We start from the raw sequence: 20074 nt of genomic DNA, 5'->3' as shown, positions 1-20074 counted from the left end.
GGTCGCGCAAGCAGCAAGGCATCACCAGCTTCACGGGACTGGTCCACCACACCGATGCCGGGTCCCAGGGCGGATTCAACTGGTCGTCGCAACACCTTGATCTGGAAGGTGTTGATGATGGGCAGGGTTCATTGGTCGATGAAGACCAGCGAAGCTCCGGAAGGGTTGAGGCGTCAGTGGCGGGCGGACAGGGCGTTGAGGCCCTTGATGTTCTCTCCGGGCAGGCCGCAGCCGTCTCGGGTTGTCCAGCGGGAGTTCTGGCGGGTGATCGCCACTGGTGTCTCAACGGCGGAAGCGGCGATCGCGGTGGGCGTGTCGGTTCCTGTCGGGATGCGCTGGTTTCGTCACGCTGGGGGCATGGCGCCGATCAGTCTGGCCGAGCCGAGTGGCCGTTACCTGTCCTTCGAGGAGCGTGAGGAGATCGCGATCCTGCGCGCGACGGGGACTGGTGTCCGGGCCATCGCCCGGGCCCTGGGGCGTGATCCGGGCACGATCAGTCGTGAGCTGCGCCGCAACGCCGCTACCCGGGGAGGCAAGATCGAGTACCGGGCGACGGTGGCCCAATGGAAGGCGCAGGAGGCCGCGAAACGCCCAAAGACCGCCAAGATGGTCACCAACCCACGGCTGCGTGACTACGTCCAGGACCGCCTCGCCGGCAAGGTCACCCGACCCGACGGCGCCACCGTCGATGGTCCCGACACGCCGGCCTGGAAGGGGCTGAACAAGCCCCATCGTGCCGACCGGCGCTGGTCAAAGGCCTGGAGCCCCGACCAGATCAGCCACCGGCTGCGCCTCGACTTCCCCGATGATGAATCCATGCGGATCAGTCACGAGGCGATCTACCAGTCACTGTTCATCGAGGGCCGCGGCGCCTTGAAGCGGGAACTGGTGACCTGCCTGCGCACCGGCAGAGCTCTGCGCTCGCCGCGTGAGCGTTCGAGGAACAAGCCCCAAGGCCATGTCACCGCTGATGTCGTGATCAGCGAGCGTCCCGCGGAGTCAGCGGATCGGGCGGTTCCCGGTCATTGGGAAGGCGACCTGATCATCGGCACCGGCCGCTCCGCGATCGGCACCCTGGTCGAGAGGCACAGCCGCGCCACGATTCTGGTCCACCTCCCGCGCTTGGAGGGCTGGGGCCAGACCCCGCCGGTCAAGAACGGACCATCCCTGGGCGGCTACGGCGCGGTCGCGATGAACACCGCGCTCGCCGCGTCGATCACCGCTCTGCCGCAGCAGTTGCGCAAGACCATCACCTGGGACCGCGGCAAGGAACTGTCCGCCCACGCCACCTTCGCGGTGGAGACGGGCACGAAGGTCTACTTCGCCGACCCCCACAGCCCGTGGCAGCGGCCCAGCAACGAGAACACCAACGGGTTGCTGCGCCAGTACTTCCCCAAGGGAACCGACCTGTCCCGCTGGAGCGCCGCTGACCTCGAAGCCGTCGCCCACACCCTCAACAACCGGCCCCGCAAGACCCTCGGCTGGAGAACACCGGCCGAGGTGTTCGAAGAGCAACTACGATCCTTGGAAGCAGCCAGTGTTGCAACGACCGGTTGAACCCGCCCAGTACGTCAGTTTTGCCGTCACCCAGCGGTTGGTCGAGGCCGGCGTCGATCCGTCGGTCGGGTCGAACCACGACCCCTACGACAATGCCCTGGCTGAGTCCACGATCGGGCTGTTCAAGGCCGAGTTGATCCGGCCCGAAGGCCCCTGGCGCAGTGTCGAGCACGTCGAGCTCGAGACCCTGCGCTGGGTCGACTTCTACAATACGATCCGTCCCCACGAGGCACTCGACGACCTGAGCCCGATGCAGGCCGAGGACCTGCACTACCATCGGCTCAAGCTCACCGCCTGAGCCACCAAACCAAGTCTCCGGACATGCCGGGGCGGTTCAGTGCTGCCTTCTGCCAGGCGTAGAACGAGGAGCGTGACAGTTCCAACACTTGGCACAACCGCTTCACCTGATAGGTGGTCTGGTGGTCGGCGACGAACTGGAAGCGGTTCACCAGTTCGTCTCCCCGGCGAAATACTTGGCTGCCTTGCGCAGGATGTCCCGTTCGGTCTCGATACGGGCCTTGTCCGCCCGCAACCGCGCGTTGTCGGCCTCCAGCCGGGCAATCCGTGCTGCGGTCGACTCCCCATCCGGTGCTGCGGGTGACGGGGGCGTCGCACCGGGTGTCCTGACACCGCTGCCCAAGACCTTGACCCAGTCCGCGAGGGTCCCGCGGGACACTCCCAGATCCGTGGCGATCTGCTTCAACGTCGCATCCGGAGAGCTCTCGTACAGGTCAACGGCCTGCTGGCGAAACTCTGCCGAGTAGTTCTTCCTGGCCATGATGATGATCATCTCGCTTCCTCCAGCCCATGCTGGATTCCACGTGTCCACAACCCGGGGTCAGGGTCCTAGTCCGCATCACGGCAGAACGGACGGCATCGCGGCACAAAGGTCCACATCACGGCACTTGGTCACGCATCGCCCCTGCAGCAACAGGGGCGATCCGGCACGAACGGCCGCGATCCCCCGGTCCAGTCCACGGCGCTGGTCGAATCCCGAGCCGCCCATCACCTTCCGGGAGTTTTCCACAGGGTGTTCTCCATCCACAGATTTCGCCCGCCCCATGGCCTCAGAGCCGTCTCGGAGTGAGGATCGGCGCATGGAAGCCCACCCCAGGACCTCGGCGACGCGACTGCCACCCCTTGCTGTCCCGGAGATCATGACCACTGCGGGTCTGCATGAGCTCGGACATGATGCCGCCGCCATCCGCCGCAAGGTTCGCGCCGGTGAGCTCGTCAGGCTGAGGCGCGGCCACTATGCCGCACCCGCCTTGGGCGCGGCGGAACGGGAGCGCTGTCGCGTACTCGCCGTGCTCGAGGCCCAGGGTGGATCACCCGTGGTGAGCCACGCCACCGCCGCGAGGGCCTGGGGGCTTCCGGTCCGGCGCGCTGCCACCACCGACGTTCACCTGCTGGTCGCGGGCCAGAGCCGCAGCAAGAGACGCGGCGGTGTGCATCTGCACGGCGGTCGCCTGGCCGCGGACGAGGTGACCGTCCATCAGGGCATGCCCTTGACCACCCTCGCCCGAACCGTCATCGACATGGCCCGCTCGGAGGACCCCGGCTGGGCCTTGGCCGCGGCTGACGCCGCTCTTCATACCGGACTCGTGGACAGGACGCAGCTGGACGAGCAGCTCGTACGACAGGCAGGCGTTCGGGGCAGCGCACATGCCAGGGCAGTGGTCCGCATGGCTGATGCACGCGTCGAGAGCCCGGGCGAATCTCTCTGCAGAGCGGCGCTGCGCCAGCACGGCGTCCCTGACCCCGTCCTGCAGCAGTCACTTCATGACGACGCCGGTTTCGTCGGGCGCGTCGACTTCTGGTGGCCGCAGCAGCGCGTCGTGCTGGAGTTCGACGGACGTGAGAAGTACTTCGCCAATGCCCGTCCAGGGCTCTCGCCCAGCGACGTGCTCTGGGCCGAGAAGCGACGCGAGGACCGGTTGCGCGCATTGGGGTGCACGGTGGTGCGCTGCACCTGGGACGAGGTGCTGCACCATCCGGAGCAGGTGGCCGAGCGGGTACTTCGCGCCCTGGCCAGCGTCGCGTGAGACAACGCGCCGTGGCGTCCACCCAGGCGCCGACTCCCCGGGGCCGGCTCTTGCGCGGATACTTGGCCGACTCCACCGCGCAGGTCTCCCGCCGCCCATCACGGCCTCTGGCGTCGCATCACCCCTGCAGGAACAGGGGCGATCAGCCCCGTGCGGCCGTGATCCGGGCGGCAGTCTCGCAGCACGTTGTCATGCGACCGGTGGGCAGCACGACGGCGCACAGCACAGGACCAGGTCCCCCACTGCCCGGTGAACCCGCAGCAGCGCCCGGGGGGCTCAGAAGAGCTTCACCGGGCTGACCACGTCGGCCAGGATCAGCACCAGGCCGGCCACGAGCAGGAAGCCACCCACCAGGTAGGAGACGGGCAACAGCCGCGCGGTGTCCACCGGGCCGGGGTCGGGGCGGCCCAGCAGCCGGGCGACAGCACGTCGCAGCGCCTCGTACAGCGCGCCGGCGATGTGCCCGCCGTCCAGCGGGGGCAACGGTACGCAGTTCAGCAGGAAGACGAACAGGTTCACCGAGGCCAGCATCCCGAACCAGGAGGCGATCTTGTCACCGGTCGAGAGCCGCTGGGTGCTGGCGATCTCGCCGGCCGCACGCGACGCACCGACGATGGAGATCGGCCCGTTGGCGTCGCGCTGCTGGCCGGTGGCCAGGTCCTTGCCCACGTTGAAGACCTTGACCGGGAAGGTGGCCAGTGCGGTCACCGACTGACGGGTCTGCAGCCACAGGTCGGAGGCAGTGGTCGCCAGGCCACCGCGCTCACGCTGGTAGCGCGGAGTGACGCCGAAGAAGCCGACCTCCACGGTCCTCGACGGGTCCAGCTTGTCGCGCATCCCGGTGACCACGGTGGGCACAGCCGGCAGCTCGACGGTGCGACCGTCACGCTCCACGACGAGTCGCGCCTCGCCGGATCCGTTGGCGCGCACCAGGTCACTGAACTGCGACCAGCTCTCGAGCGCCACGCCGTTCAGGCTGACCAGCCGGTCCCCCGCCCGCACGCCGGCCGCGCGGGAGGGTGCCACGGGATCCGCGGCCGTGCAGCTGCGCTCGGCCCGCTCAGCCGGCACCACGCACTCACTGACCTGTTCGGCCACCAGCTGGGGCCGGTACTGGCCGTGCACGGCGTTGATCGTGCCCAGCACCAGCACGGCCAGCAGCAGGTTCATCAGCGGGCCGCAGGCCATCACCACGACCTTCTGCCACCAACGCTTCTGGAAGAACAGGCGCCCCTCGTCGGCGGGGCTGATCTGTTCGTACTCGACGGCCCGCGCCTCATCGGCCAGCCGAGTGAGGCGGGAGTCGCGGCGCCCGGGGCGGGCCGGCGGGTACATCCCCACCAGCCGCACATAGCCACCGAGCGGCACCGCCTTGATGCCGTACTCGGTCTCCCCGCGTCGCAGGCGCCACAGGGTGGGGCCGAAGCCGACGAAGTACTGGGTGACCTTGGTGCCGAAGAGCTTGGCGGGCACCAGGTGGCCCACCTCGTGCAGGGCGATGGAGGCCATCACCAGGGCGAAGAAGCCCAGCGCGGCCACCACCGTGACCAGCAGCGTCATCCCTTGGTCCCGAAGGCGAGCTCCTCGGCCCGGCTGCGGGCCCAGGCGTCGGCGGCAAGCACCTTCTCGACGCTCATCTGCTCGTCGGTGATGTGGCCGCCCTCGCGGCCGGCTAGCCCCAGGTGCTCGTCGACGACGGCGGCGACGGTGTCCACGATGTCCAGGTAGCCGATCCGACCGTCGCAGAAGGCGTCCACGCAGACCTCGTTGGCGGCATTGAAGACCGCGGGAGCGGAACCGGCGGCACGCCCGCAGCGACGGGCCAGCTCCACGGCGGGGAAGGCCTCGTCGTCGAGCGGCTCGAAGATCCACTGCACCGGGCTGGTCCAGTCGTTGGGCCGGGAGGCGTCCTCGACGCGGTCCGGCCAGGCCAGGCCCAGGGCGATCGGCAGGCGCATGTCGGGCGGGCTGACCTGGGCGATGGTGGCGCCGTCGTGGAATTCCACCATGGAGTGCACGATGCTGCCGGGATGCACCACGACGGTGATGTCGTCCAGGTCCACGCCGTAGAGCAGCCACGCCTCCAGCAGCTCCAGGCCCTTGTTGACCAGGGTGGAGGAGTTGATGGTGACCACCCGGCCCATGTCCCAGCTGGGGTGCGCGAGCGCCTGCTCGACGGTGACATCGGCCAGCTCCTCACGGCTGCGGCCACGGAAAGGGCCGCCGGAGGCGGTGAGGACCAGGCGGCGCACCTCGTCGGCGCGGCCGGAGCGCAGGCACTGGGCGAAGGCGGAGTGCTCGGAGTCGACGGCGACGATCTGGCCGGGAGCGGCGGCCTCGGTGACCAGACGGCCGCCGATCACCAGCGACTCCTTGTTGGCCAGCGCCAACGTGGTGCCAGTCTCCAGGGCGGCCAAGGTGGGCAGCAAGCCGGCAGAACCGGTGATGCCGTTCAGCACCACGTCGCAGTCCATACGAGCCAGCTCGGTGGCGGCATCAGGGCCGAGCAGGATCCTGGGCAGCTGGAAGGAGCCCTCGTTCCAGCCCCGCTGCTTCGCCTCCGCGTAGAGGGCCAGCTGCAGGTCCTGGCCGGCGGTGGCCTTGGCCAGCGCCACCACCTGCGGCTGGAAGTCGAGCACCTGGCGGGCGAACAGGGCGACGTCGGATCCGCCCGCGGCGAGACCCACCACCTGGAAGCGGTCCCGTCGGCTGTCGATCACGTCGAGCGCCTGGGTTCCGATCGACCCGGTGGACCCGAGGATGACGACGCGACGGGGGCTGGACTGGTGGCTGTTCACCACACCATCCTTTCACGCGCCCGGGGCCGCGCCGCGGCGCCACGTCCTGCCCCCGGTTCACCCCTTGGGGTGTGCACATCTGCACCCCTGCGGAGGGATTGTTTTGTGGCGAAGTAAATTCGCGGCGTCGGACACCGCAGTCCCCCGCCCCGGTCCCCGCAGGAGGACTTCATGCACGAGATCTCACGTCGCAACCTGCTGCTCTCGGCAGGTGCCCTGACCGGCGCCGGCCTGCTCGGTGGCTGCGCCTCCAACGATCCCGGAGGGCCGCCTCGTCTGGAGCTGTTCCAGTTCAAGAGCGAGGCGATCAAGCTCTTCGACAAGATCTGCACCCAGTTCAACGCCAGCCAGCAGGCCTGCACCGTCAGCCAGAACTTCCAGGCCGACAATGTCACCGCCCTGCGCGTCCGCCTGGTCAAGAACGACTTTCCCGACCTGATCACCATCAACGGCGACTACGGCTACGGCTCGCTCGCCAGGACCGGTGTCTTCTACGACTTCTCCCCCACCGCGCTGATGAAGCAGGTGCAACCCGCGATCGCCGAGATCCTGCCGACGCTGGGCACCGGCGGAGAGGGCCAGGTCAACGGCATCCCCTTCGCGAACAACGGCTCGGGCATCATATACAACGCCGACGTCTTCCGGGCGGCGGGGCTGGAGCCACCCACCACCTGGGCGGAGCTGGTGGAGATCTGCGAGGAGTTCACCGCACGCAAGATCTCGCCGTTCACCTGGGGCTTCAAGGACAACTGGACCGGGGCCCCGATGTTCAGCTCGCTGAGCGGCGACACCTTCACCGACGGCGTGGCCGCCTGGTACGAGGAGCGGCGAGCAGGACGAACCAGCTTCGCCAAGGACTACATGCCCATCCTCGAGAAGATGAAGAAGCTGGCCTCCTACGGCAATCGCAACAAGTACGAGCTGGGCTACAACGACGCCAACCAGGCCTTCGCCAAGGGCGACTCGGCCATGTACGTGCATGGAACCTATGCGATCCCGGCCATCCGGTCCTACAACCCGAAGATCAACCTCGGAACCTTCGCGATGCCAGCCGACCAGGCCAAGGACACCCGCGTCGTCTCGGGCGTCGACGTGGCGCTGACCATGGGCGTCGAACCGCGCCACGAGCAGGAGCAGCTCGCCTTCTTCGAGTACCTGATGAAGCCGGAGAACCTCAAGGCCTACTGCGACGAGCAGGTGGCCTTCCCCACCCTCGAGGGGATGAAGGCCACCGACCCGGCGCTGCAGGGTCTGGTCCCCTACTTCGACAAGAACCTGCTCGCCACCTATTCCGACCACAACTTCCCGCAGGCCGTGACGTTGAACGCCTACATGCAGCAGTTCCTGATCGACGGCGACGCCAAGGGCTTCGCCGAGACCCTGGACAGCCAGTGGGACAAGGTCGTCACCCGCCTCAACCGGACCCAGTGAGGAAGCCATGTCCACTCCGACGAGCACTCTGGAGCGCACCACCGACACCGACCAGGTCCGCCACCGCCGTGACCCGATCGAGAAGACCTACCTGGCCATGCTGATCCCGGCCTTCGTCCTGTTCACGGCACTGCTGATGGTGCCCTTCCTGACGGGGCTGTTCTACACGTTCACCAACTTCAAGGGCTACGGCGAGTGGCGCTGGATCGGGCTGAGCAACTACACCAGCCTGCTGAAGGACAACGTGATCTGGCAGTCCTACGCCTTCACCTTCACCTACGCCCTGGTGGCCACCGTCCTGATCAACGTCATCGCGCTGGCGCTGGCCCTCTTCCTGAACGAGAAGATCAAGGGCCAGACCTTCTGGCGCGGCCTGTTCTTCCTGCCCAACATCCTGCCGGTGCTGATCGTCAGCTACATCTTCGGCTACCTGTTCACCAACAACCTGCCCGAGCTGGGCGAGAAGCTGGGCATCGAGGTGCTGTCCACCTCGCTGCTGGCCAACGAGAAGTACGCCTGGCTGGCCATCGTCCTGGTGGGCGTCTGGCAGGCGGTGGCCTACAACACGATCATCTACCTGTCGGGCCTGCAGACCATCGACGACAGCGTCTACGAGGCCTCGGCGATCGACGGCGCCAGCTCCTGGAACCGGCTGCTGCACATCACACTGCCGCTGATCATCCCCTTCATGGGCATCAACATGGTGCTCTCCTTCAAGGGCTCGCTGGGCGTCTTCGACCAGATCGTCGCGCTCACTGGCGGAGGTCCCGGCACCAGCACCCAGTCGATCTCCTTCCTCATCTTCAAGAACGGCTTCCAGGGCGGCGAGTACGCCTACCAGACCGCCAACGGCATCATCTACTTCCTCATCGTGGTGCTGATCTCGGTGGCCCAGCTGCGGTTCTTCCAGTCCCAGGAAAGGCTCTGAGCATGTCCCAGGAAGCTGTCTCCCATGTCGCCCAGGCCGACGTCGCCACGCTCGACCCGCGCCGCCAGCCCGCCGTCCGTCGTCGCCGCAGCCGCGCCGGGGGTGGCACCAACTGGCCTGCCACCCTGCTGCTGGCCGTCCTCTCGCTGACCATCCTGGTGCCGCTCTACTTCGCGGTGGTCACCGCCTTCAAGACCCCGACCGAGCTGGCGGAGTCCGGCTTCGGGCTGCCCGGCAGCTGGAGCCTGGACAACTTCCGCACCGCCTGGGAGATGACCGAGTTCCCCAAGCGCTTCTGGACCTCGCTGGTGATCACCCTGGGCGCGGTGACGCTGACCCTGCTGACCAACTCGATGGTGGCCTATGCCATCGCCCGCAACCTGCACCGTCGCTGGGTCAAGGCCCTCTACTACTACTTCGTGATCGCGCTCTTCGTGCCCTTCCCGATCATCATGCTGCCGGTGGTCAAGGAGACAGCCATCCTGCGCATCGACAACGAGCTCGGCCTGATCCTGCTCTACGCGGTCTACGGCCTGGCCTTCAACATCCTGCTGTACACCAGCTACATCAAGTCGATCCCGTTGGAGCTGGAGGAGTCCGCGGCGCTGGAGGGCGCCTCGCGCTGGACCATCTTCTGGAAGGTCATCTTCCCGCTGCTCACCCCGATGAATGCCACCGTGGGCATCCTCACCTGCCTGTGGGCGTGGAACGACTTCCTGCTCCCGCTGGTGATCCTCACCGATCCGGACAAGCAGACCCTGCCGCTGGCCCAGTACGTCTTCCAGGGCCAGTTCAACACCAACTACACGGTGGCCTTCGCCTCCTACCTGATGGCCATCGCCCCGATGGTGCTGGTCTACATCCTCGCGCAGCGCTGGATCATCTCCGGCATCATGCGCGGCGCCCAGAAGTAGCGTCGCACCCGGCCACTAGGCTCGACGGCATGAACGTGCCCGAGAACCTGGAGCTCCACAGCCCGGCCGAGCTCGACGCCCACCTGCAGCGGGCCAGTTCGCTGGCCCGCTGCATCGTGCAGTCGGTGGACCTGACCGGGCGCGGGGCGCAGCTGGCCACCGTCGAGGTGCGCGGTGCCCTCTTCCTGGGCTGCACCATGACCGTCGAGGAGGAGTCCGCGCTGCGGCATCGCGGCGCCCTGGTCTTCCCTGCCCTGCCGGAGCTGCCCTTCAACCCCTACCAGCCCCGGCTCTACACCCCAGAGGACCTCTACGACGCGGTGCTCGACGGTGGCGACTACGCCGCCAGTCGCGATGCCCTGGTCTACGCCTGGACGCTGAAGCAGGGACCCCAGCCGGACCTGGACGCCACCCTGTCCACCGCGCTGCACGACCATGCCGTCTCCGACGCCCTCGACGAGCTCTGCCTGGCCACCGAGGCCGACCGCTCGATCGGCATCATGGGCGGTCATGCGGCCGCGCGCGGCAGCCAGGACTACCTGAGCGCCGCGCGGCTGGCCGGCGAGCTGACCCGTGGCGGACGCCTCGTGATGACCGGAGGCGGCCCCGGCGCCATGGAGGCCGGCAACCTGGGTGCCTACCTGGCCGGACAGCCGGACCAGCTCGAGCAGGCCGTCGAAGTGCTCACCGCCCATCCCGACTTCCACGCCGACCTCACCGGCTGGGCCCGCGCCGCCCTGGAGGTGCGCGCCCGCTGGCAGGCCAGCGGCACCAGCGTCGGGATCCCCACCTGGTTCTACGGCCACGAGCCGCCCAATGCCTTCGCCACCCACGTCGCCAAGTACTTCAGCAATGCCATCCGCGAGGACACCCTGCTGCAGCGCTGCAAGGGCGGCATCGTCTACCTGAGCGGCGCGGCCGGGACGGTCCAGGAGATCTTCCAGGCCGCCACCGCCAACTACTACGCCGCCGAGGGCGCGCCCACCACGCCCATGGTTCTGGTGGGCGTGGAGCACTGGACGAGCCGTCTGCCGGCCTGGCCGCTGCTGGAGGCCCTGGGCCGCGACCGGGCCATGGGAACCCGACTGCACCTGGTGGACCACATCGACCAGGCCGCCGAGCTGCTGCTCGGCTGAGAGGCGGTCACCGTGTCCCTGCTCGGCCTCGACGTGGGCGGTACCTCGACGCGCGCCCTGCTCTGCTCGGCCGACGGGGTGGTCCTGGGTCGGGGCAGGGCGGACGGCGGGAATCCCCGCTCCAACCCGGGCACCGCCCTCGAACAGCTCCGACTGGCCGTCCACCAGGCCCTCGGAAGCCATCCGGCCGCCTCCCTGTCCGGCGTGGCGATCGGCGCCGCCGGGGCCGGGCACCCGGAGGTCCGCGAGCTGCTGGAGCAGGCGGTACGCCGTCTTGGGATCAGCGCACCCTTGGCCGTGGTGCCAGACATCGACATCGCCTTCCGAGCCGGCGACCTGGGCGGTGACGGGGTGCTGCTGCTGAGCGGCACCGGGGCGATCGCCGCCCGTTTCCGTGGCCATGCCCTGGTGCAGCGGTGCGACGGGATGGGCTGGCTGCTGGGAGACCGGGGCTCCGGCGTCTGGCTGGGACTCGAGGTGCTGCGCGCCGTCGCTGCCGAGCTCGACGACCGGGGTCCGTCCACCGTCATGACGGCACAGGTGCTCACTCACCTCGGGATCGAGCAGGCGGACCCGCGCCAGGCCCTCGTTGCGCAGGTCCATGCGCTGCCCCCGTCGCAGCTCGGCAGCTTCGCGAGGCTCGCGCTCATGGCCTGCGACCAACCACACGCCGACCCGGTGGCGCAATCGTTGGTGGACCAGGCCGCGGACCTGCTCTGCGGCCATGCCAGCACGGTGGGGGCAGTCGCCGACGAGCCCTTGGTGACCGCGGGCGGGTTGCTCGCGCCCGGACCGCTGGCCGACCTCATCCAGGAACGCTTCCCGCTGGCCCGCCACGTCGCCGAGCCGGTGCTGGGCGCCTGCGGCCTGGCAGCAGAAGTGGCCGGCACCCCATGGGATGCCGGCCACCTGTCAGGTCTGCTCGAGGACTAGACGACGCCCATCGAGATCATCGCGTCGGCCACCTTCACGAAGCCCGCGATGTTGGCGCCCAGCACGTAGTCGCCGGGAGCGCCGTACTCCTCGGCGGTCTGGATGCAGTTGTCGTGGATGTCCTCCATGATCTGCGCCAGCCGCTTCTCGGTGTACTCGAAGTCCCAGCTGTCACGCGAGGCATTCTGCTGCATCTCCAGCGCCGAGGTGGCCACGCCACCGGCATTGGCCGCCTTGCCGGGCGCGTAGGCCACGCCGGCGGCCTTGAAGACCTCGATGCCCTCGGGCGTGGTGGGCATGTTGGCGCCCTCCGCGATCACCTTGACGCCGTTCTTCACCAGGGTGCTGGCGGCATCGCCGGGCAGCTCGTTCTGGGTGGCGCAGGGCAGCGCGACGTCGGTGGGGATGTCCCAGACCGAGCCGTCGGTGACCAGCTTGGCGCCCTCGCGACGGTTGGCGTAGTCGGCCGCGCGACCCCGCTCCACCTCCTTGACCTGCTTCAGCAGGTCGAGGTCGATGCCCTTCTCGTCGTAGACATAGCCCGAGGAGTCACTGAAGGAGTGGCACAGGGCGCCCAGCTGCTGCGCCTTCTCGATGGCGTAGATGGCCACATTGCCGCCGCCGGAGACGGTGACGCGCTGGCCCTCCAGGCTGGAGCCCTTGGTCTCCATCATCCGGTTGGCGAACAGCACGGTGCCGTAGCCGGTGGCCTCGGTGCGCACCAGGGAGCCGCCCCAGGTCAGGCCCTTGCCGGTGAGCACGCCGGCCTCGTAGCGATTGGTGATGCGCTTGTACTGGCCGAACAGGTAGCCGATCTCACGTCCGCCCACGCCGATGTCGCCGGCGGGGACGTCGGTGTACTCGCCCAGGTGACGGTAGAGCTCGGTCATGAAGCTCTGGCAGAAGCGCATGACCTCGCCATTGCTGCGGCCGTGCGGGTCGAAGTCGGAGCCGCCCTTGCCGCCGCCGATCGGCATGCCGGTCAGCGAGTTCTTGAAGACCTGCTCGAAGCCGAGGAACTTGATGATGCCCAGGTAGACGCTGGGGTGGAAGCGCAGGCCGCCCTTGTAGGGGCCGAGGGCCGAGTTGTACTCGACGCGGAAGCCGCGGTTGATCTGCACCTTGCCCTGGTCGTCGACCCACGGGACACGGAAGATGATCTGGCGCTCGGGCTCGCACATCCGCTCCAGGACGGCGGACTCGACGTACTGCGGGTGGCGCTTGAGCACGGGCCCGAGGCTGTCCAGCACCTCCTTGACCGCCTGGTGGAATTCCACCTCGCCGGGGTTGCGCTTGACGACGGTCTCGTAGACGGTGTCGAGGATGGTCACAGGGACTCCTTGTACTCGTTGGTCAGACTCGGTCTTGCTCCGAGCGGAGCCTATCGAGCACCGGCTCCCGCCCGGGAACCGCCCACCCATCGGTCCATGGAGTGGACAGCGGGTTCACGACATCGTGGCCGCGAGCTGGCCGCAGGCCCCGTCGATCTCTTGGCCGCGGGTGTCGCGCACGGTGACCGGGATGCCCCAGTTCTCCAGCGTCTTCACAAAGGCCCGCTCGTCGCTCTTGCGCGAGGCGGTCCACTTGGAGCCAGGGGTGGGGTTCAGCGGGATCAGGTTGACGTGCGCCCAGCCCCAGTCGCCCCGGGCCTTGAGGCGACGGGCCAGCAGTTCGGCGCGGGCGGCCTGGTCGTTGATGTCCTTGATCATGATGTACTCGATGCTCACCCGACGCCGGGTGGTGCGCGCGTACTCCCAGGCGGCGTCCAGCACCTCGTCGACGTCGTAGCGGGTGTTGATCGGCACCAGCTCGTCGCGCAGCTCGTCGTCGGGGGCGTGCAGGCTGATCGCCAGCGTCAGCGGGATGCCCTCCGTGGTGAGCTGCTGGATCCGCGGCACCAGGCCGACGGTGGACAGCGTGATGCCGCGCGCGCTCATCCCGATGCCGTGCGGCGCGGGCTCCACCAGGGTGCGGACCGCGGCGATCACGGCCTTGTAGTTGGCCATCGGCTCACCCATGCCCATGAAGACGATGTTGTTCACGCGGCCCGGCCCGCCGGGCAGCTCACCGGTGGCGAGCAGCTGGTTGGCGGCCACCACCTGGCTGATGATCTCGCCGGTGGACATGTTGCGCTGCAGCCCGCCCTGGCCGGTGGCGCAGAAGGGGCAGGCCATACCGCAACCGGCCTGAGAGCTGATGCACAGCGTGCTGCGCACCCGGCCGACGCCGGTCTCGTCGTCGGTCTCCCCCAGCTCCACCTCGCCGGGCTTCGAGGGGCGCACGCCGTAGCGCATCAGCACCGACTCCACCAGCGAGCCGTCGTGCAGCCGCCACAGCGTCTTCACGGTGGTGTCGCCGTCGCAGCGCTGCTCGCTGACCTGGGTGATCAGCGTGGGGAAGAAGGTCTCGGCCACCTGCTCGCGCATCCCCTGCGGCAGGTCGGTCCACTGCAGCGGGTCGGTCTCGTGGCGCTCGAAGAAGTGCTTGCTCATCTGCTGCGCCCGGAAGGCCGGCAGCCCCGCCTGCTTTACGGCCTCGACGCGCTCGTCGACCGTCAGGTCGATCCAGTGCCTGGCCGGCTTGCCGCGACGCGGGGCCGCGAAGACCAGCGGCAGCTCCTTGCCGGGATCGGCGAGCGGCTCGGCGGGCAGCACGAGGGCGGGGCTGGTGGCCTTTGGGGCGGCGTGGTTGCGGCCGTCGGGTGCGCTCATCGGAGCACGTCCTCACTACTCGGGAAAGGGTCTTGCAGGAATGGGGCGGTCTCAGCCGCCGGGCACCATCAGGAACATGGCGAACCAGGCCACCGGCGCGGCGACCAGCAGGGAGTCCAACCGGTCCATCACGCCGCCGTGCCCGGGCAGGAAGGAGCTCATGTCCTTGATGCCCACGTCGCGCTTGATGTTGGACTCCACCAGGTCCCCGGCGGTGCCGAAGCAGACCAGGAGCAGGCCCATCACGGCGCCCACCAGCCAGTGCACGTGTAGCAGCCAGGTGGACAGCAGCGCGCCGATCACGACGCTGAACAGGATGGAGCCCGCGAAGCCCTCCCAGGTCTTCTTGGGGCTGACCCGCGGCGCCATCGGGTGCTTGCCGAAGAGCACGCCGGCGATGTAGCCGCCGGTGTCGGAGGCGATCACGCAGGTCAGGAAGGTGATGATGCGCTCGCGACCCAGATCACCGGCCAGCATCAGGGCCACGGTGGAGCCGAGCAGCGGGATGTAGGCGACGGTGAACAGGCTGGCGGAGGTGTCGCGGATGAAGCCGTCGGAGCCACCGCGCAGCCGCAGCACCAGGCAGGCCAGGGCGGTGATGGCCAGCAGCCCGATGATCAGGGTGTTGGCGGGCAGGTGGTCCGCCGGCCGCTGGCCCACCCAGTAGGACCCCAGCACGGTGGCCACGGTGCCCAGCACGATCGGGACCACCTCGGTGCGCGCACCGATCCGCTCCACGGCCTGGGAGATCTCGACGGCTCCCAGGCTGAGCGCGATGGCCACCAGCAGCACGAAGCCCCAGTTCCACCAGGCCAGGGTGGCCACCACGGCACCGAACAACCCCACGCCCACCGCGATGGCGGCCGGCAGGTTGCGTCCTGCGCGGCTCGGCTTCGGCGGGTGCGTGAGGTCGGACGGTGCGATGCGCTCCTGGCTCATGGGGTGGGTGCGCTCAGACCTCGAGCAGCTCGGCTTCCTTGCTCTTGAGCAGCTCGTCGATCTGCTCGACGTACTTCTTGGTCACGGTGTCCAGCTGCTTCTCGGCGCGACCGGCCTCGTCCTCGCCGATCTCCTTGTCCTTCTCCAGGCGCTTGATGGCGTCGTTGGCGTGGCGACGCACGTTGCGCACGCTGACGCGACCCTCCTCGGCCTTGTGCTTGGCCATCTTCACGTACTCCTTGCGACGCTCCTCGGTCAGCGCCGGCAGGATGCAACGGATCATGTTGCCGTCGTTGGAGGGGTTGACGCCCAGGTCGGAGTCACGCACGGCCTTCTCGATGGCGTTCACGGCGGAACGGTCGAAGGGGGTGATCAGGATGGTGCGCGCCTCCGGCACCTGGAAGGTGGCCAGCTGCTGCAGCGGGGTGGGGGCGCCGTAGTAGTCGGCGGTGATCTTGTTGAACATGGACGGGTTGGCGCGGCCGGTGCGGATGCCGGCGAACTCCTCGCGGGCGAAGTCGACGGCGGCGCCCATCTTCTTCTCGGCGTCCTTGATGATGTCGGTGATCACGATGCTGTCCTTCTGTCGGTCTGCGGTGGTGGTTGGTCGTGCATGGGCCGGGCGCCGCTGGGCTCAGCGGACGATGGTGGTGCCGATCTGGTCGCCGTGGGCGGCCTTGCGGATGTTGCCCTCGACGCTGAGGTTGAAGAAGACCATCTTCAGCGCATTGTCGCGGGCCAGCGAGATGGCGGCCGCGTCGGCCACCTTGAGGTCCTTGGCCAGGTAGTCGTCGTAGCTCAGCTCGTCGAACATCGTGGCCTGCGGGTTGGTCTTGGGGTCGGAGTCGAAGACGCCGTCGACGCCCTGCTTGCCCATCAGCAGCGCGTCGCAGCCGATCTCCAGCGCGCGCTGGGCGCTGACCGTGTCGGTGGAGAAGTAGGGCATGCCGGCGCCGGCGCCGAAGATGACCACGCGGCCCTTCTCCAGGTGGCGCACCGCGCGACGGGGGATGTAGGGCTCGGCCACCTGGGTCATGGTGATGGCGCTCTGCACCCGGGTGGGCACGCCGGCCTGCTCACAGAAGTCCTGCAGGGCGATCGCATTCATGACGGTGCCCAGCATTCCCATGTAGTCGGCCCGCTCGCGCTCCATGCCGCTCTGCGAGAGCTCGGCACCGCGGAAGAAGTTGCCGCCACCCACGACGATGGCCACCTGCACGCCGTCGGAGACCACCTCGGCGATCTGGCGCGCGATGCCCGAGACCACGACGGGGTCCACGCCGATGCGACCGCCGCCGAAGACCTCGCCCGAGAGCTTCAGCAGAACTCGCTTGTAGGGATTGCTCACAGTTCCTCCTCGTCGACCGGGACGGTGCAGCTGCCCCGGTTTCCATGACCGTGGCCCCCGATGGACGCGCGGCATGAGGCCGCACGGGTGCACGGCTCCGGCCACTCTACCGAGAATCCGAGCCGGTGGCGTCATCACCCGCACCGGGACGCGACGAGGGGGAGGACCCGTGCGGGCCCTCCCCCTCGTGGGAGTGCGGGTGGTGCTCAGGTGGTGATCAGGCGCCGGCCGACAGACGGACGAAGCGGGTCACCTTGACGCCGGCGGCGTCCAGCAGCTGACCGACGGTCTTCTTGTCGTCCGAGACGGCGGGCTGCTCGACCAGGCAGACGTCCTTGTAGAAGCCACCCAGACGACCCTCGACGATGCGGTCGAGGATCTTCTCGGGCTTGCCCTCCTCCAGGGCGGTCTCCTTGGCGATGCGGGCCTCCTTCTCGATGACCTCGGCGGGGACGTCCTCGCGGGTCACGAACTGGGGCTGCATCGAGGCGATCTGCAGGGCGACCGAGTGCACCAGGGCCTCGTCCTCGCCCTCGTACTCCACCAGGACGCCGACCTGCGGAGGCAGGTCCTGCGAGCGGCGGTGCAGGTAGGTGTGGGTGGTGCCGCTGTACTTGACGGCATCCTTCAGCTCGAGCTTCTCGCCGATCTTGGTGGCCAGGGCATCGACGGCCTCGGCCACGGTGCCCTCGTCCAGCGTGACGGCCTTCGCCGACTCCAGGTCAGTGGCGTCGGAGGCGTCGACGGCCGCGACGATCTTCTCGGCCAGGGCGATGAACTCGCCGTTCTTGGCCACGAAGTCGGTCTCGGAGCCGAGCTGGATGACGGTCTTGCCGGCGGCCGCCACGATGCCATTGCTGGCCTCGCGGTCGGAACGCTTGGCCATCTTGGCCTGACCGGTCACGCGCAGGATCTCGATCGCGCGCTCGAAGTCGCCGTCGGCCTCGGTGAGCGCCTTCTTGGCGTCCATCATGCCGGCACCGGTGGTGTCGCGGAGCTTCTTCACATCGGCAGCAGTGATTGCCATGTCAGTTTTCCGTTCTTGGAAGTGGGTGTACGGATCAGTTGGCGTCGGTGGACTCGGCCGCGGCGGCCTCGCCCTCGGTGGCCTGCTCGGCCGGGGCGGCCTCGACGGCCTGCTCGGCGGGAGCAGCCTCGGCAGCCAGCTGGCCGGCCTCGGGATCGGTGGACTCGGCCTGGGCCGGGGTCTCCGCGACGCCCTCACGGTTGGTCTCACCGGCGAGCAGCTCGCGCTCCCAGTCGGCCAGGGGCTCGGCGGGGGCGTCACCGGCCGGTGCGTTGCCACCGGAACGGGCCAGCAGGCCCTCGGCAGCGGCGTCGGCGATGATGCGGGTCAGCAGCGAGACGGAGCGGATGGCGTCGTCATTGCCCGGGATCGGGAAGTCGACCTCGTCGGGATCGCAGTTGGTGTCGAGGATGGCGACGACGGGGATGCGCAGCTTGCGCGCCTCGTCGATGGCCAGGTGCTCCTTCTTGGTGTCGACCACCCAGACGGCCTGCGGGGCGCGCGCCATCTCACGGATGCCGCCCAGGGTCTTCTCGAGCTTCGCCTTCTCGCGCTTGAGGCCCAGCAGCTCCTTCTTGGTGAGGCCGGAGGCGGCCACGTTCTCGAAGTCCATGACCTCGAGCTCCTTGAGGCGCTGCACGCGCTTGATGACGGTCTGGTAGTTGGTGAGCATGCCGCCCAGCCAGCGCTGGTTCACGTAGGGCATGCCGACGCGGGTGGCCTGCTCGGCGATGGTCTCCTGGGCCTGCTTCTTGGTGCCCACGAACATGATCTGGCCGCCCTTGGCGACGGTCTCCTTGACGAAGGCGTAGGCGCGGTCGATGTAGGTCAGCGACTGCTGCAGGTCGATGATGTAGATGCCATTGCGCTCGGTGAAGATGAAGCGCTTCATCTTGGGGTTCCAGCGGCGGGTCTGGTGCCCGAAGTGGACACCGCTCTCGAGCAGCTGGCGAGTGGTGACGACGGCCATGGCCGGTCCTTTCTTCGTGGGCGCACGGCGCCCACACGGTTCCTTGACGGGCACCGAGCTCTTCGGTGCCACCCTGATGCGCCGCTCGTCCCCGCCCGCGCGGACGCGGGACCGAAGGGGCCGAACCCGTTGCCGGCTCGACGCATGCGAAGTCAGCCCGAATCGGTCCGGGCTGCCCCGGCAGTCTACGGCCCGCACGGCCCGGGACCCAAACCGGGACGTGTCCACAGCCGAGGGGTGGTCGAGGAATTGTCCACAGGCCACGGCGAGGGTGAGAAATCAGGGCCCTCGACGTCCACACTCACCGGCATGAGGACCACGACGCCCCGCTCCCCCGGCACCGCCTCGACCGCGCCGGCCCGACCACTCGCCGTCCTGCTGGCAGGCCTGCTGGTGGCGCTGCTTCCGGCGTCGCAGGCCGGGGCAGCTCCCGGCGGCTCCGGGACCGACCTGGTCCGGCCGGTCCCCGGCCCCGTGGCGCGGCACTACGACCCGCCGGCCGAGCGCTGGCAGGCGGGCCACCGCGGCATCGACCTGGCCGCGCCCCCGGGCACCCCGGTGGTCGCCGCGGCCGGCGGCAGGGTGGCCTTCGTGGGGATGGTGGCCGGGCGCCCGGTGGTCTCGGTGGAGCATGCCGACGGCACCCGCACCACCTACGAGCCGGTGCGCGCCCGGGTGCGGGCGGGCGCCACGGTCTCGGCGGGCCAGTCGCTGGGCGAGGTGGTGGCCGGCCACGACTGCGCCTGTCTCCACTTCGGGCTGCGCCGCGGCCGCGACTATCTGGACCCGAACCGCTTCGGCAGCGCGGATGGTCAGGTGCGGCTGCACCGGTGGGGTGCACGTCCCGCTCCCCCGCCGCCACCTCCGTCACCGATCGGGGGCGGCGAGGTGCCGCTGGCCGGCTTCACGCAGCCCACCGGGGCGCACGGGCTGGCCCGCCCCAGCGCCGGGCCGGTCAGCTCGCGTTTCGGGATGCGCTTCCATCCGGTGCTGTACCGCTGGAAGCTGCACGACGGGGTGGACTTCGCCGACCCGTGCGGCGCACCGGTGCGAGCCTCCGCCGCGGGTCGGGTGGTGCTGGTGGAGGCGAACCTGGCCTATGGCAACCGGGTGGTGGTGGACCACGGGGTGCTCTCGGGCCGCAGGGTGCGCACCTCCTACAACCATCTGTCCAGCGTCGCGGCCTCCCCCGGCCAGGTGCTGGGCGCGGGGCAGCGGGTGGGCCGGGTGGGCACCACGGGCTTCTCCACCGGCTGTCACCTGCACTTCATGGTCTGGATCGACGGCGGGGTGGTCGATCCGCTGGGACAGCTGTGAGCCTGCGGACGCGCAGGGCC

General features: G+C 68.9%; 17 protein-coding genes and 2 pseudogenes. 9 read left to right on the top strand and 10 right to left on the bottom strand.

What is annotated here, in order from left to right:
• The first annotated feature begins 138 nt into the window (after positions 1-138).
• Together ABD073_RS03825 and ABD073_RS03820 are read left to right on the top strand one after the other, a co-directional pair.
• The gene (locus tag ABD073_RS03825; RefSeq protein ID WP_343872494.1) at positions 139-1557 is read left to right on the top strand and encodes an IS30 family transposase; all 1419 of its coding nucleotides are present in this window, start codon (positions 139-141) and stop codon (positions 1555-1557) included.
• 4 nt (positions 1558-1561) lie between these two features.
• Positions 1562-1855, top strand: a pseudogene (locus ABD073_RS03820) (integrase core domain-containing protein); the annotation flags it as partial.
• Between the two features lie 40 nt (positions 1856-1895).
• Here the strand turns inward: ABD073_RS03820 and ABD073_RS03815 are convergent.
• Positions 1896-2335 (bottom strand): annotated as a pseudogene (locus ABD073_RS03815) (transposase); the annotation flags it as partial.
• A gap of 319 nt (positions 2336-2654) precedes the next feature.
• Between ABD073_RS03815 and ABD073_RS03810 the strand changes: the two are divergent.
• Entirely contained in the window at positions 2655-3602 is a 948-nt protein-coding gene (locus ABD073_RS03810) for a type IV toxin-antitoxin system AbiEi family antitoxin domain-containing protein (RefSeq protein ID WP_343872487.1), read from the top strand.
• Positions 3603-3878: 276 nt separating this feature from the next.
• Here ABD073_RS03810 and ABD073_RS03805 read toward each other — a convergent pair whose 3' ends face one another.
• Both ABD073_RS03805 and dxr read right to left on the bottom strand, forming a co-directional pair.
• The gene (locus ABD073_RS03805) at positions 3879-5162 is read right to left on the bottom strand and encodes a M50 family metallopeptidase (protein ID WP_343872486.1); all 1284 of its coding nucleotides are present in this window, start codon (positions 5160-5162) and stop codon (positions 3879-3881) included.
• Positions 5159-6400: a 1-deoxy-D-xylulose-5-phosphate reductoisomerase gene (gene dxr, locus ABD073_RS03800; RefSeq protein WP_343872485.1), complete on the bottom strand. Its 1242-nt coding sequence runs from the start codon at positions 6398-6400 to the stop codon at positions 5159-5161. The genes ABD073_RS03805 and dxr overlap by 4 nt, the downstream gene beginning before the upstream one ends.
• A gap of 171 nt (positions 6401-6571) precedes the next feature.
• Here dxr and ABD073_RS03795 point away from each other — a divergent pair, with 171 nt between their 5' ends.
• From ABD073_RS03795 to ABD073_RS03775, 5 genes are read left to right on the top strand one after another with little or no spacing between them, the layout of a single operon-like run.
• Positions 6572-7831 carry an ABC transporter substrate-binding protein gene (locus tag ABD073_RS03795; protein WP_343872484.1) on the top strand — a complete coding sequence of 420 codons (1260 nt, stop codon included), beginning with the start codon at positions 6572-6574 and terminating at the stop codon, positions 7829-7831.
• A 7-nt stretch (positions 7832-7838) separates the two neighbouring features.
• Complete coding sequence (locus tag ABD073_RS03790) at positions 7839-8759, top strand: carbohydrate ABC transporter permease (RefSeq protein ID WP_343872483.1); 921 nt, start codon at positions 7839-7841, stop codon at positions 8757-8759.
• A 2-nt stretch (positions 8760-8761) separates the two neighbouring features.
• Complete coding sequence (locus tag ABD073_RS03785; RefSeq protein WP_343872482.1) at positions 8762-9673, top strand: carbohydrate ABC transporter permease; 912 nt, start codon at positions 8762-8764, stop codon at positions 9671-9673.
• A 29-nt stretch (positions 9674-9702) separates the two neighbouring features.
• Positions 9703-10809: an LOG family protein gene (locus ABD073_RS03780; protein ID WP_343872480.1), complete on the top strand. Its 1107-nt coding sequence runs from the start codon at positions 9703-9705 to the stop codon at positions 10807-10809.
• 12 nt (positions 10810-10821) lie between these two features.
• The gene (locus tag ABD073_RS03775; RefSeq protein WP_343872478.1) at positions 10822-11742 is read left to right on the top strand and encodes an N-acetylglucosamine kinase; all 921 of its coding nucleotides are present in this window, start codon (positions 10822-10824) and stop codon (positions 11740-11742) included.
• Here ABD073_RS03775 and gdhA read toward each other — a convergent pair.
• The 7 genes from gdhA to rpsB all read right to left on the bottom strand — a co-directional run bounded on the left by gdhA (position 11739) and on the right by rpsB (position 18737).
• The gene (gene gdhA / locus ABD073_RS03770; RefSeq protein ID WP_343872476.1) at positions 11739-13073 is read right to left on the bottom strand and encodes an NADP-specific glutamate dehydrogenase; all 1335 of its coding nucleotides are present in this window, start codon (positions 13071-13073) and stop codon (positions 11739-11741) included. The genes ABD073_RS03775 and gdhA overlap by 4 nt on opposite strands.
• A 114-nt stretch (positions 13074-13187) precedes the next feature.
• Positions 13188-14453, bottom strand: coding sequence for a dual-specificity RNA methyltransferase RlmN (gene rlmN / locus ABD073_RS03765; RefSeq protein ID WP_343872475.1), 1266 nt, complete (start codon positions 14451-14453; stop codon positions 13188-13190).
• 51 nt (positions 14454-14504) lie between these two features.
• Positions 14505-15392, bottom strand: coding sequence for a phosphatidate cytidylyltransferase (locus tag ABD073_RS03760; RefSeq protein ID WP_343872474.1), 888 nt, complete (start codon positions 15390-15392; stop codon positions 14505-14507).
• A gap of 13 nt (positions 15393-15405) precedes the next feature.
• A complete protein-coding gene (gene frr, locus ABD073_RS03755; protein ID WP_343872493.1) occupies positions 15406-15960 on the bottom strand; it encodes a ribosome recycling factor in 555 nt (184 codons plus the stop codon).
• Positions 15961-16026: 66 nt separating this feature from the next.
• Positions 16027-16740, bottom strand: a complete 714-nt coding sequence (pyrH, locus tag ABD073_RS03750) for a UMP kinase (protein ID WP_343872473.1) — start codon at positions 16738-16740, stop codon at positions 16027-16029.
• 217 nt (positions 16741-16957) lie between these two features.
• Complete coding sequence (gene tsf, locus ABD073_RS03745) at positions 16958-17767, bottom strand: translation elongation factor Ts (protein WP_343872472.1); 810 nt, start codon at positions 17765-17767, stop codon at positions 16958-16960.
• Positions 17768-17801: 34 nt separating this feature from the next.
• Complete coding sequence (gene rpsB / locus ABD073_RS03740; protein WP_343872471.1) at positions 17802-18737, bottom strand: 30S ribosomal protein S2; 936 nt, start codon at positions 18735-18737, stop codon at positions 17802-17804.
• 309 nt (positions 18738-19046) lie between these two features.
• Here rpsB and ABD073_RS03735 point away from each other — a divergent pair, with 309 nt between their 5' ends.
• Positions 19047-20054, top strand: coding sequence for a peptidoglycan DD-metalloendopeptidase family protein (locus ABD073_RS03735; protein ID WP_343872469.1), 1008 nt, complete (start codon positions 19047-19049; stop codon positions 20052-20054).
• Positions 20055-20074: the final 20 nt, after the last annotated feature.

This window comes from Luteococcus peritonei (assembly GCF_039526385.1).
Lineage (GTDB): Bacteria > Actinomycetota > Actinomycetes > Propionibacteriales > Propionibacteriaceae > Luteococcus > Luteococcus peritonei.
This window is presented reverse-complemented; position numbering and strand designations above follow the sequence as displayed.